The 13,102-nt window shown below is 51.1% G+C and carries 10 protein-coding genes; 9 read left to right on the top strand and 1 reads right to left on the bottom strand.

What is annotated here, in order from left to right; all coding sequences use genetic code 11:
- Positions 1-20 precede the first annotated feature (20 nt).
- Positions 21-2,423, top strand: coding sequence for a single-stranded-DNA-specific exonuclease RecJ (recJ, locus tag H70357_RS26375; RefSeq protein WP_038595591.1), 2,403 nt, complete (start codon positions 21-23; stop codon positions 2,421-2,423).
- Positions 2,424-2,516: 93 nt separating this feature from the next.
- Positions 2,517-3,035, top strand: coding sequence for an adenine phosphoribosyltransferase (locus H70357_RS26370; protein ID WP_038600521.1), 519 nt, complete (start codon positions 2,517-2,519; stop codon positions 3,033-3,035).
- Between the two features lie 280 nt (positions 3,036-3,315).
- On the opposite strand, the gene uraA is transcribed toward H70357_RS26370, so the two are convergent.
- A complete protein-coding gene (gene uraA, locus H70357_RS26365) occupies positions 3,316-4,626 on the bottom strand; it encodes a uracil permease (RefSeq protein WP_038595589.1) in 1,311 nt (436 codons plus the stop codon).
- Between the two features lie 341 nt (positions 4,627-4,967).
- On the opposite strand from uraA, the gene H70357_RS26360 reads away from it, so the two are divergent.
- The 7 genes from H70357_RS26360 (at position 4,968) to aspS (ending at position 13,055) form a co-directional block, all read left to right on the top strand.
- Complete coding sequence (locus H70357_RS26360; RefSeq protein WP_038595588.1) at positions 4,968-7,148, top strand: RelA/SpoT family protein; 2,181 nt, start codon at positions 4,968-4,970, stop codon at positions 7,146-7,148.
- 21 nt (positions 7,149-7,169) lie between these two features.
- Positions 7,170-7,613: a D-aminoacyl-tRNA deacylase gene (gene dtd / locus H70357_RS26355; RefSeq protein ID WP_038595586.1), complete on the top strand. Its 444-nt coding sequence runs from the start codon at positions 7,170-7,172 to the stop codon at positions 7,611-7,613.
- A gap of 182 nt (positions 7,614-7,795) precedes the next feature.
- On the top strand, positions 7,796-7,951 hold the full coding sequence (locus H70357_RS36075) for a hypothetical protein (protein ID WP_156130950.1): 156 nt from the start codon (positions 7,796-7,798) through the stop codon (positions 7,949-7,951).
- Between the two features lie 158 nt (positions 7,952-8,109).
- Positions 8,110-8,616: a type 1 glutamine amidotransferase domain-containing protein gene (locus H70357_RS26350; protein ID WP_038595584.1), complete on the top strand. Its 507-nt coding sequence runs from the start codon at positions 8,110-8,112 to the stop codon at positions 8,614-8,616.
- A 49-nt stretch (positions 8,617-8,665) separates the two neighbouring features.
- A complete protein-coding gene (locus H70357_RS26345) occupies positions 8,666-9,115 on the top strand; it encodes a hypothetical protein (protein WP_038595583.1) in 450 nt (149 codons plus the stop codon).
- A gap of 809 nt (positions 9,116-9,924) precedes the next feature.
- Positions 9,925-11,178 carry a histidine--tRNA ligase gene (gene hisS / locus H70357_RS26340; protein WP_038595581.1) on the top strand — a complete coding sequence of 418 codons (1,254 nt, stop codon included), beginning with the start codon at positions 9,925-9,927 and terminating at the stop codon, positions 11,176-11,178.
- Between the two features lie 98 nt (positions 11,179-11,276).
- Positions 11,277-13,055, top strand: coding sequence for an aspartate--tRNA ligase (aspS, locus tag H70357_RS26335; RefSeq protein ID WP_038595579.1), 1,779 nt, complete (start codon positions 11,277-11,279; stop codon positions 13,053-13,055).
- Positions 13,056-13,102 lie beyond the last annotated feature (47 nt).

The following is a 13,102-nucleotide window of genomic DNA, read 5'->3' as shown; positions in this document are numbered from 1 at the left end:
TGAGAGAAAGGTGAACTCATTTGCTTCATTCAAAAACAAGATGGCATTCTCCGGCAGCCGATCCCATTGCAGTAGAGGAATTGGCCCGGAGCCTTTCTATTTCTCCGCTCCTTTCATCACTGCTGGTAACCAGAGGTTTGGGGACGGCTGCTGATGCTTTGCAATTCATGGATGGAGGCGCGGAGGATAGACATGATCCGTTCCTGTTGAAGGGAATGGCCGAAGCGGTTCCACGGATCAAAAAAGCATTACAAGAAGAAGAACATATTCTCGTGTACGGTGATTATGATGCGGATGGAGTGTCCAGCACCGCACTGATGATCTACCTGCTGCGTTATCTGGGGGCATCCTTTGACATTTATATTCCCCATCGTTCAAATGAAGGCTATGGGCTGCACAATCATGCGCTGGACTGGGCGGTACAGCAGGGAGTGTCGCTGGTCATTACCGTAGACACCGGAATTAGCGCTTATCATCAGATCGCTTATGCGACAGAGCTTGGAATCGATGTGATCGTAACGGATCATCACGAGCCGCCTGAACTGCTGCCGGAGGCCTTTGCGCTGATTAATCCCAAGCTTCCTGACTGTCCTTATCCTTTCAAGGGTTTGGCGGGTGTAGGGGTTGCCTACAAGTTGGCCGAAGCCATGCTTGGGGACGAGGTGCCGGAGGAATGGAGCGAGATCGCGGCCATTGGTACAGTTGCTGATCTCATGCCGCTGCTCGGTGAGAACCGCAGTCTAGTGCGCAGAGGACTCTCCAGTATGCGGCATTCACCTTTTCCGGGGATCCGGGCCTTGCTTGATGTCAGTGGTGTAACGATGAGTACAGTAAGCGCTGTAAATATTGCCTTTGGCATGGCGCCGCGCATTAATGCCAGTGGCCGGCTGGATCACGCAGGCCGTGCTGTGGCCTTGCTCACGACCACAAATTCCGGGGAAGCTGAACAGCTTGCCGGAGAACTGGATCTGCTTAACAAAGAGCGTCAGCTGGTCGTGGAAAGAATCGTCACGGAAGCCACCGCTAAATTTGAGCAGCAGACCGTAGAGGGAACACTGCCGGACATTATTGTTCTTGCTGATCAAGGCTGGAATGTCGGCGTGGTGGGTATTGTGGCCTCTAAGCTGCTGGATAGGTATTACCGTCCGGTGATTATACTGGATGTTCACCCCGAAACCGGGATGTGCAAAGGTTCTGCCCGTTCGATTCCCGGTTTGGATATTTATGCGGCGCTTTCTTCCTGCGCCGGGCTGATGGATCATTTCGGAGGCCATCCAGCTGCAGCAGGGATGAGCCTGCATCGTGATAAGCTGGATGCCTTCGCGGCTGCGCTTAATGAGTTTGCAGCCTCCGTTCTGCAGCCGGAACATTTCATGCCTGTGACCGCTGCGGACGGTGAAACGGCGATCTCTGATTTAACGCTGCAGGCCGCACTGGATTTGGACAGACTGGCTCCCTTCGGGATGGCCAATCCGCTGCCCAAGTTTATTGTTCGGGGAGCTGCGGTGAAGGAGACCCGCAAGATGGGTCAGGATGGCAAACATCTCAAGCTGGTCTTGCAGCAAGGCAAGCATACGATTGAGGCGGTAGCCTTCGGCAAAGGTGCGTTAGCCCAATTGCTGCCAGGTGGCACTATGGTAGATGTCCTGGCGGAGCTTTCGGTGAATGAATGGAACGGCTCGCGCAAACCTCAGCTGATGCTGCAGGATTTGGCAGTCCCGAATGCGCAGCTGCTGGATTTGCGCGGGACTGCTGATGCAGTGAAGCAGGCGGCCACCCTCAAAGAGCTGCTGCTGCAATACAGCAGCGGAACTTCCTTCAGCGCTGCAGCTGTGTTTCACAACAGCCGCATGACGCCGTTGAATCAATTGAAAGGCATGTCGCTTTGGGTATATGATGAGAATGCTGGGATCTCCGTGCTGAATCAAGGACAAGCCGATACTGGTGAAGGCAAGGTTTCCCTGCTTTGCCTGCTGGACATGCCGGGTACACCAGAGCAGCTGGATGCGCTGCTTGCTGCTTTTCCACAAGCTGAGAATATCGCATTGCTGCACTCCATTCGGGACGGCCGTGACCGGCTGCAAATACCGACACGTGATCATTTCAAGTCGTTATATAAATTGCTGGCTTCGATTGCTGCTGCGGCGACACCGGAGCATGAGGTGCTGCTGCGGCTTAGCCGCCAGTCTTCACTCAGTGTGCGCATGCTGGGCAAGATGCTTGAGGTGTTTGAGGAACTTGAATTTATCAAGCGCAGCAACGGGACCATTACCTTTGTTACCCAGCCTGCGGCGAAGAGTCTTACGGCCTCCCGGCATTTTGTCAGACTGGGTGAGACTGCGGAAATGGAGCAATATTTCATGGAAGGCAGCCTCAGCGAGCTGCAGGAATGGATGCTGTCCCGCCGTTTAGGAGCATCCTAGGGCGGAATGGATCGGAGGCTTTGCTTCCGAAGAAAGTTTGTTTGAAGAGAATTCAGTGAGGGAACTGCTCACAACTTTTAGGAGATGATCATGTTGGATTTAAAAGACAGTATTCGTGTGATTCCGGATTTTCCGCAAGTGGGAATCAGCTTTAAAGATATTACTACATTGCTTAAAGACGGCGACAAATACCGCCAGGCGATTGATGAGCTTAAAGCGCTTGTGTCACATCTGCAGATTGACGTAATTGCCGGTCCTGAGGCACGCGGTTTTGTAGTCGGCGCACCGCTGGCTTACGCGCTGGGGGTGGGATTTGTACCGATTCGCAAGAGTGGGAAACTTCCTTACGAAACCATTGAAGTGGGTTATGATCTGGAATACGGCAAGGATAAACTGGCCGTACATACTGATGCCATCAAGCCGGGACAAAAGGTGCTGATCGCTGATGACTTGCTGGCTACCGGCGGTACCATTGCCACATCAGTTAGTCTGGTGGAACAGCTCGGCGGCAAAGTTGTCGGCGCTGCTTTCCTCATCGAACTGGTAGAGCTTGCCGGCCGCAACAAGCTTTCGGATATTGAAGTGATATCCCTGATGACTTACGAGGACTAATTTCAAACGGGATAACTTTTCCCGGGAAATAAAAAGCGGACCGCTGTCGAATGAAGACAGCGGTCCGCTTTTATTAATATAATTGATTCGTTTTCCACCGCATATAGCGGGTACAATCAAGAAATTCTTACGACAACAGCGGCCGGAAGGCCAAATATTCACCGTAGCTACGTCCTCGCCCAAATGGGGACAGCTTAAATCAATCTGTTTATTTACTATAAACGGATGCCATCCTGAAGCAGATGAGCATCCGTTTTCTTCATATATAAGTATTCGGGGTCTAATGGGCGGACTTCTCTTTTTCCTGCTCGTTTGACCAGCCAAGAACCTCGAACAGCTTGAAGAGCAGAGACAGAACCATACCAACAATCGTAGCCAGCGCCATTCCTTTAAGCTCCACTTTGCCCATGTTCAGGGAGATGCCGCTGATGCCGACAACAAGCACCAAGGTAGCCAGAATCATATTGGTTGCTTTGGAGAAGTCGACCTTCTGCTCTACAAAGATCCGCAAACCGGAAGCCGCGATAACCCCGAACAGCAAGAGAGAGACTCCGCCCATTACCGGTGCGGGGATATTGGCAATGATAGAAGAGAAGGTGCCGGAGAACGAGAGCAGAATGGCAATGACAGCTGCTCCGCCGATCACATACACCGAATACACTTTGGTTAAGGCCATAACACCGATGTTCTCGCCGTAAGTAGTATTAGGAGTAGAACCCATGAATCCGGAGAGGACGGTGGAAATCCCGTTCCCCATCAGCGAGCGGTCAAGACCAGGATCTTTCGCCAGATCTTTGCCGACAATGTTGCTGGTTACGAGCAAGTGGCCGATGTGTTCAACGATAACGACAAGGGATACAGGAATAATGGTGAAGATTACTTCCCAGTCAAAGGATGGGGTGACGATCGTCGGGTGGGAGAGGAACTGTGCGTCGGAAATGGCACCCGTGTTAACCTTGTGCATAATATAGGCCAGCACATAACCGGTAACAATCCCGATCAGAATATGAATGATTTTGGGGAAGCCCCGGAAGAGTACTGCGCCAATAACCGTTACACCCAGCGTTACCATAGACAGCGTAATTGCGCTTCCGTCCGGTGTCCAGTCGGCAGTACTTACACCTTCAGGAGCGATCAGTCCGGCCATACGTGCGGCAACCGGCACCAGCTCCAGTCCGATGGTCGCCACGATTGCGCCCATAACCGCCGGAGGGAACACCACATCAATCCAGCCTGTACCGGCATAACGGACGACTAAAGCGACGAGAATAAAGATAATACCGGTAACAATAAACGCTCCCAGTACAAGCGAATATCCATGCATATGATCGCTCTCGTTTTTGGTAAGCACGCTGAGTACCGGTGAGATAAAGGCAAAGCTTGATCCAAGATAAGCCGGGATTTTGCCGCGGGTAATCAGGATGTAGAGCAATGTGCCGATACCGTTCATCAACAGGATCATGCCAGGGTCTACCCCAAACAGGTTGGGGACAAGCACCGTGCTGCCAAACATGGCGAATAAATGCTGAAGACTTAGCAGAAATCCCGGGCCCCAAGGGAGTTTCTCATTAACTTGAAATTCGCGTTGCAATGGAGTTCACTTCTCTTTCTTTTATGTAGTTTTAGGTTAGGTCGCGGAAAACCGCTTTTACTAGATTAAATAGTACGGCGACTTTTTACAACAACAATTTTACAGATGCCACGAAATTGCCCATTCTTTGAGGCCTAAGCCTGCAGGAATGCCACACTATGGCAAGTGTTGACGTAATCCATCGTAAGCGTCATAATTATAAACAACTTTAAACTGCGTGTAGTGTAGCCTGGAATAGCTGATAACCCTGCAAACCGGACACACCTTGCGGGTTCATTCATTAAATAGATAAACTCCATTACGGAATTTTTCTTTATAGAAAGGAAACGGATACGACGAGAATGGGCATAGAGCAATTAATTGAAAAGGCTAGCGCCTATATAAAAGAAAAAGATCTTCTCCGCATCCGGGAAGCTTATGAATTTGCCGATCAGGCTCATCACGGGCAGGTTCGGAAATCGGGGGAGCCATACATTCTGCATCCGCTCGCGGTCGCAGATATTGTTGTGAATATGCAGATGGATGTCATATCCATTATTGCAGCGCTGCTGCATGATGTCGTAGAAGATACAACGGTGTCACTGGAGCAGATCCGCGAGAATTTTGGCGATACCTGTGCCATGCTGGTGGATGGTCTGACGAAGCTGGAACGCATCCGTTTCCGTTCCAAGGAAGAGCAGCAGAACGAGAATTACCGCAAAATGTTCATTGCTATGGCTCAGGATATCCGCGTTATTGTGATCAAGCTGGCGGATCGTCTGCATAATATGCGGACACTGAAGTACCAGTCAGAAGAAAGCCAGCGCCGCATTTCTTATGAAACGCTGGAGATTTTCTGTCCCATTGCAGACCGTTTGGGGATATCGGCGATTAAATGGGAAATGGAGGATATCGCTCTCCGTTACCTGAATCCGCAGCAATACTACCGTATTGCCAATTTGGTGCATAAAAAGCGGGCGGAACGCGAAATGTTCATTGAGAGCGTAATCGGCCGCATTCGAGCCAAACTCGATGAAATGGGCATTGAAGGCGATCTGTCGGGACGTCCCAAGCATATTTACAGTGTCTATAACAAAATGAGCACCAAAAACAAGCAGTTTAACGAAATCTATGATCTGCTCGCTATCCGCATTATCGTCGACAACATTAAGGATTGTTATGCCACATTAGGGATTATTCATACTCTTTGGAAGCCGATGCCCGGACGTTTCAAGGATTATATAGCCATGCCCAAAGCGAACATGTACCAATCGCTGCATACGACGGTAGTGGGTCCAGGCGGAGAGCCAACGGAAGTGCAGATCCGTACCTGGGAGATGCACCGCACCGCAGAGTTCGGGATTGCCGCCCACTGGGCTTATAAAGAAGGAAACAGCAATAACGTCAATCCGGAGAACCGGATGCCGTTTTTCCGCGAAATCCTGGAACTGCAGCATGAAGCCAAGGATGCGGAAGAGTTTGTCGAATCGCTCAAAATGGATTTTTTCTCCGACCTTGTCTTCGTATTTACCCCGAAGGGCGAGGTTGTGGAGCTGCCGGCAGGTTCCGTTCCGCTTGATTTTGCTTTCCGTATCCATACGGAGGTAGGTAACCGGACTATCGGCTCCAAGGTGAACGGGCGGATCGTGCCGCTGGATCACAAGCTGAAGACCGGGGATATCGTGGAGATCCTGACCTCGAAGAATTCGTATGGTCCCAGCCGGGACTGGTTGAAGATCGCACAATCCTCGCATGCACGGAGCAAGATCAAGCAATGGTTTAAGAAGGAGAAACGCGAGGAGAACGTTGAAAAAGGCCGTGAAGCGATCGAACGCGAGCTGAAGCGCCTCAATGTTGAAGTATCGGATTGGCTTACGGAAGATAAGCTGACTGAAGTATCGAAGAAATTCGCTTTTGGCGATTTGGAAGATATGCTCTCGGCAGTCGGTTTCGGAGGGATTACTGCGGCGCAGATTGCCTCCAAGCTCACGGAGAAGCTGCGCAAGGATCAGGAAGAGGCTGCGGGGCATCTGGAGCTTACTTCTGAGATGAAGGAGATTAAGTCCAGCGGAGAGAAACGGAATCAGCCAACCAACGGAGTGCGTGTAAAAGGAATTGATAATCTGCTGGTCCGCTTTGCACGATGTTGCAATCCGGTCCCTGGCGATGACATTATCGGTTATGTGACGCGCGGACGCGGCGTTTCCGTCCACCGCGAGGACTGCCCGAACATTCCGGGCGATGGTGACGGAGAAGAGTCGGCACGTGTGATTGAAGTGGAATGGGAAGGCAGTATGGAGGCCAACTACAGTGTTGATATTGAGATTACCGGCCATGACCGCAACGGCCTGCTCAATGAAGTGCTGCAGGCGGTGTCAGAGAGCAAGACTAACATTTCTGCGGTCACCGGACGCTCCGACAAGAACAAGATGGCGATGATTCATATGACGATCCTTATCCGCAATACAGACCATTTGCAATCAGTGGTCGATCGGGTGAAACGGGTCAAGGATGTATATACGGTTAACCGCATTATGCAATAAGGCAAGGAGTGGAACGCACCAATGAGAGTGGTCGTGCAGCGCTGCAAGGAAGCAAAAGTTACCGTGGATGGGACAGTCACTGGAGCTGTAGGCCAAGGCCTGATGCTGCTTGTCGGCGTTACTCATGAGGATACGGAGAAGGATGCTAAATATTTGGCCGACAAGATCGCCGGATTGCGCATTTTTGAAGATGAATCCGGCAAAATGAACTTCAGCGTTACCGAGACCGGCGGAGCAATCTTGTCCGTGTCGCAGTTTACGCTGTATGGAGATTGCCGTAAAGGCCGGCGTCCCAACTTTATGGCTGCCGCAGCACCCGCTGAGGCAGAGCGGCTCTACGACTATTTCAACCATGAGCTGAGAAATGGCGGACTTACGGTGGAAACAGGCGTGTTCGGCGCAATGATGGATGTATCACTGACCAATTGGGGCCCGGTCACCCTGATTCTGGACAGCCGGGGTTAGCTGTGAAATTTAATTGCCGCTTTGGCTTAATTTAAGATGTTTACGTGCATCGAGGATGCCGCGTGGGGTTCCGTTCCAAGGACCCTATGCGGCATCCTTTGCTTTTTCCCTGCGGATAGAGGCGTTCTGGGCTGGATAAACTAAGGGAGAGTCATAATTCGCCGAGGAGCAGGGAGTCCAGCATGAGACAATCACAGAAAGCATGGGTATGGAGCGTCTTGCCGGCATATGCGGCCGGAAGTTCTGCAGAAGCCGCTGCTGCGGCCAAAGGGACCGTGGAGCAACAAGAGACTGACGTGTTGAAAGGAAGAAGCCGCAGCCTCCTGCCGCGCACTTGAAATGCTTGGGAGGCTGCGGTTTTTGGCATATTGGGCGTAACTCTTTTTATAGCGTAAAGGGATGAAAAGAAAGGTAAGCCGCTGCACTTCGTTAGAAAGCGCTGCAATAAGGGTAATAAGAAGACGAGAACAGAAAAGTGGAGAGGAGAATTAATCTCATGAGTAAAGTTGCATTTCTGCTCGCCAACGGTTTTGAAGATTCCGAAATGAAGATACCTTACGATGAAGTCATAAAAGCAGGGCATCAGGCGGAGATCATCGGTCTGAAGAAAAACGAAACCTTGCTCGGCAAAAAAGGCAGTGTGTCCTATGCAGCCGATAAAGCCATCAGCGAGGTGAAAGCCGCAGACTATGACGCTGTGGTTATTCCCGGAGGCTCGTCCCCGGAAAATTTACGGCTCGATCCTGATATCCTGAGCTTTGTGAAGGAAGTAAGTGGAACAGGCAAGCCGATTGCCTCCATCTGCCACGGACCGCAAATCCTGATCAGCGCAGACTTGCTGCAAGGCCGCACGGTGACATCCTACCCGCCCCTTAAGGATGATGTGGTTAACGCAGGAGCGGAATTTAAGGATGAAGAGGTCGTCGTGGACGGCAATTACATTACTTCACGCACACCAAAAGATGAGCCCGCATTTGTGCGTGAGCTGTTGAAGGTGTTGTAATAAAAGCTGGGCCCCCAAAATCAAACAACAATCCAAGGAGGGAACGACAATGAGTAGAAGAATCCAGGCTTATTTCAGAACAGAAGATGAAGCAGAAGGCGCTAAGACGGCATTGATTCCTTACGGAGTGGATAATCTGGAAGTATCCCCGCTGACGGATCCTTTAAAAACAGACGGGAATTACAGAAATAATATCCTGATTCCCTTGGTTCCTTATAACAACTCCGCGATGACCGGAGGCGCATTTGGCGCTACGGGTGCGGTTGCAGGCTCCGGCCCGATTGCCGGTGCCCCTATTGTACCGGCAATCGATGTGAATGACGGTCCTGATGATTTGGATAACCGCAGTGCGGGTGATGTCCGGAATCATGCTGAATTTGACGACAGGGATTTGGATGATCTTCGTTATGTCATGGAAGTTAAGGTGGCTGACGGCAAACAGGATGAGGTTATCGAGGCGCTGCGCCGGAAGCGTGCTTACGTGGAAATCTTTGATTAAAAAGAGAGCACGCTCTCTCGCAGATGAATAGTTGCGAAACTACAGCTCCGCCGATCCGTTACAGGGATTGGCGGAGCTTTTTAAAATCCAAGAACAGTAATATTTCTTTTTTTTCTCTGGACAGGGAATTATGTTGTAGTGTAAAGTAATCCTTGTGTTTCAGTAGGGGATTGTCCAGATTTATAAAACGCTTTCTTTTCTGTAATACAACCGTAATATTACATTCATGATTCCTTAATATAGCGTGTTTATAATAGAAGCATGACCCCCTTTTTTATAATATATGATGATGGACCTGCAGCAATCGGCTGCAGGTCACTTTTTTTTGTAATAGCTTTTTTTATTGGATTCCTTGACTTTAGCGCAGTGGTTCAGTAGAATCTAACAATATACAGATTGTCATAAAGTTTTGATGACGGGACCAAGTAATCCGTACCCCACAACCCCAGAGAGGAATCCCCCGCAGAGATGGATATCGTCCTACCGTAGGATGAGCTTACCGTTTCCGCCCGGCTGCAAGGATTCTGTTGATGAACGGATGAATGACCTCCCCGAGAACGCACGGCGAAAGCAGGCAATGAAGATTGCCGGGAGTCAGTAGCCGATTGCGCGTAGGCGGGCGTTAACCGCTTAGAGCGGATTCAGGCAGTTGCATGGATCCGGAATGTGGGTGGTACCACGGGTGTATTATTAGGTTGATAATAATCCCTCGTCCCTGTTTGTTATAAACAGGGCGAGGGATTTTTTTGTTTTTTTTAGAAGTTGACAAACAGACAGGCAAGAGGGGTTATTTTCAGGAGGGATAGGCTGTGGCTAAAGAAAGATTCGAGAAACCGACAGGCACGCAGGATGTGCTTCCGGGTGCGGTTGAGAAATGGCAGTATGTTGAAGGGAAGGCCAGGGATCTTTGCCGCCGGTTCAATTACCGGGAGATCCGCACTCCTATGTTCGAGCACACGGCGCTGTTCGAACGTGGTGTAGGGGAAACAACGGACATTGTGGAAGGCGAGATGTACACCTTCAAGGATAAGGGCGACCGCGATCTGGCACTTCGTCCGGAAGGAACAGCCGGTGTGGTCCGTGCTTATGTTCAGAACAAGCTTTACGGTGAGCCGGATGTAAGCAAGCTGTATTATATCGGTCCCATGTTCCGTTATGAGCGTCCGCAGGCGGGAAGATACCGCCAGTTTCACCAATTTGGCATCGAGGCATTTGGAGCAGTGGATCCGGCGATTGATGCGGAAGTGATTTCCCTAGGGTACCAGTTCTATAAGGATCTGGGACTGAGGGATGTAAGGGTAGAGCTGAACTCCGTGGGCAACGTACCTAGCCGTGCGGCGTACCGGGAGAAGCTGCTGGATTTCCTGAGACCGATGAGGGATAACCTTTGCAGTGACTGCCAGCGGCGTATGGACCGCAACCCCTTGCGGGTGCTGGATTGCAAGGTCGACCAGGACAAATTCGGCGGTGCGCCTTCCATTCTGGACAGCCTGGATGAAGAATGCACAACTCATTTTGAGAAGGTCAAAATGCATTTGGATATCATGGGTGTGGAGTACAGCATCAATCCCCGTCTGGTACGCGGACTGGATTATTACACGCATACAGCGTTTGAATATAAAGCAGCCGGCATCGGATCTATCGACACGGTCGGCGGCGGCGGCCGTTACAATGGTCTGGTGGAGGAAATCGGCGGTCCGGATCAGCCGGGCATCGGTTTTGGCATCGGGCTGGAGCGGATCCTGCTGATTCTGGAGAATCAAGGGGTAGAGCTGGAGACGGTGAAGCCGCTGGATGTATACTTCGTGGCACTTGGCGAAGCGGCCGATCTGGAGATTACGAAACAATTGTTCATTCTGCGCAGTCTTGGCTTTTCTGCAGAACGGGATTATCTGGGCCGTAAGATGAAGGCGCAGATGAAATCGGCCGACCGCATGTCGGCTCGGTACACAGCGATTCTCGGTGAAGATGAGCTGAACAGCGGCGTCATTGCCCTGAAATCGATGGCTACTGGCGAGCAGCGGACCATCAAGCTGGAAGAGCTGGGACAGTCGCTGGACTAGACAGCTTGGCATGAAGTAATTGTATTGTTGCAAGAGGAAGAAACTCACTGATTCATATAAGCGCAGTTACTTTTAACCATGAAGGGGTAGAATATATTATGACTAGAAGCCATCACTGTGGACAATTGACGCCGGAGCATATCGGCCAGACCGTAACTCTAAACGGATGGGTGCAGACCCGCCGCGACCTTGGGGGCGTACTTTTTATTGATCTCCGCGACCGCAGCGGAATCGTACAGGTCGTTTTCAATCCCGACTATTCCGGCGAAGCGCTGCAAATTGCAGATAAAGTGCGCAGTGAGTATGTGCTCGCTGTTACGGGGAAAGTGGTTAAGCGAGACGAAGAAACCATTAACCGTAACCTGCCTACAGGAGAGATAGAAGTGCAGATTACGGATATTGAAGTACTCAATGCTGCGAAAACGCCGCCGTTCTTCATCGAAGACGGTGTGGAAGTGGATGAATCCTTGCGGATGAAATACCGCTATCTCGACCTGCGTCGTCCGGAGATGTACAAAACGATGCTGCTTCGTTCCAAATCGGCGAAGATCTTCCGCGACTTCCTGGATAACGAAGGTTTTATTGATATCGAAACACCAATCCTGACCAGAAGTTCACCTGAAGGCGCCCGTGATTATTTGGTACCGAGCCGGGTGCATGAAGGCGAGTTCTTTGGACTTCCGCAATCGCCGCAAATCTACAAGCAGCTGCTGATGGTCGGCGGTATTGAGCGCTATTATCAAATTGCCCGCTGCTTCCGTGATGAAGATTTGCGCGCTGACCGCCAGCCGGAATTCACCCAGGTCGACATCGAGACCTCCTTCATGCCGCAGGATGATCTGCTGTCGATGATGGAGACCCTGATGCAGCGCCTGCTTAAAGAAACGATCGGCGTCGAAATTGCCCTGCCGTTCCAGCGTTTGACTTATGCCGAAGCCATCGGCAAATACGGCTCAGATAAGCCGGACCTGCGTTTTGGCCTGGAGCTGGTAGAAATGAATGACATCGTGGCCAGCAGCGGCGTCAAAGTATTCGCCTCTGTGATCGAAAAGGGCGGAGAAGTAAAATGCCTCAACGCCAAAGGCTGCGGTACCTGGACCCGTAAAGAGATCGACGATCTTGGACCTTATGCCGCGCGTTACGGAGCTAAAGGACTTGCCTGGATTCAAGTGAAGGATGGCGAATTCAAGGGGCCTATCGTGAAGTTCTTCACCGAGGAAGAGATTGCTGCCGTGAAGGAACGTACCGGTGCCGAAGAAGGCGACTTGCTGCTCTTCTCTGCTGATAACAAAAAAGTGGTAGCCGATGTACTGGGTGCGCTTCGCCTGAAGATCGGACGCCAGCTTGGTCTGATTGACGACAATGTGTTCAAGTTCGCATGGGTTACTGAATTCCCGCTGCTTAGCTACGATGAAGACCAGAAACGTTATGTGGCAGAACATCATCCGTTCACACGTCCGATGGATGAAGACCTGCACCTCTTTGAGACTGATCCGGGTGCTATCCGTGCCCAGGCTTACGATATCGTGCTTAACGGCTACGAGGTAGGCGGCGGTTCCCAGCGTATCTACAAACGTGAGGTACAGGAAAAAATGTTCGATGCACTCGGCTTCTCAACGGAGGTTGCTTACGAGAAATTCGGCTACCTGCTGGATGCATTTGAATACGGCACACCTCCGCACGGCGGGATTGCCTTTGGTTTCGACCGTCTCGTAATGCTGCTTGCCGGCCGCACCAACCTGCGCGAAACCATTGCCTTCCCTAAGACGGCAAGTGCGACTGACCTGCTGATGGATGCACCGGCACCGGTAGATGCAATACAATTGGAACAGCTGCACATCAAGCTGGCTCCGAAACCTGAGAAGGTAAAGAACTAAATCTAACCAGGCCTAAGCGGAGCGGCAGCGCTGCTTCGCCGGCTTTT

The sequence above is a fragment of the Paenibacillus sp. FSL H7-0357 genome (assembly GCF_000758525.1).
Taxonomy (GTDB): domain Bacteria; phylum Bacillota; class Bacilli; order Paenibacillales; family Paenibacillaceae; genus Paenibacillus_AQ.
The sequence above is the reverse complement of the archived record's forward strand: the minus strand, read 5'-3'. Positions and strand labels throughout refer to the sequence as shown.

Bases quoted from the DNA above. Each gene is read 5' to 3' on its own strand.
- dtd (WP_038595586.1), top strand. From the start codon at position 7,170: ATGAGAGTGGTCGTGCAGCGCTGCAAGGAAGCAAAAGTTACCGTGGAT.
- H70357_RS26350 (WP_038595584.1), top strand. From the start codon at position 8,110: ATGAGTAAAGTTGCATTTCTGCTCGCCAACGGTTTTGAAGATTCCGAA.
- H70357_RS36075 (WP_156130950.1), top strand. From the start codon at position 7,796: ATGAGACAATCACAGAAAGCATGGGTATGGAGCGTCTTGCCGGCATAT.
- aspS (WP_038595579.1), top strand. From the start codon at position 11,277: ATGACTAGAAGCCATCACTGTGGACAATTGACGCCGGAGCATATCGGC.
- H70357_RS26345 (WP_038595583.1), top strand. From the start codon at position 8,666: ATGAGTAGAAGAATCCAGGCTTATTTCAGAACAGAAGATGAAGCAGAA.
- H70357_RS26360 (WP_038595588.1), top strand. From the start codon at position 4,968: ATGGGCATAGAGCAATTAATTGAAAAGGCTAGCGCCTATATAAAAGAA.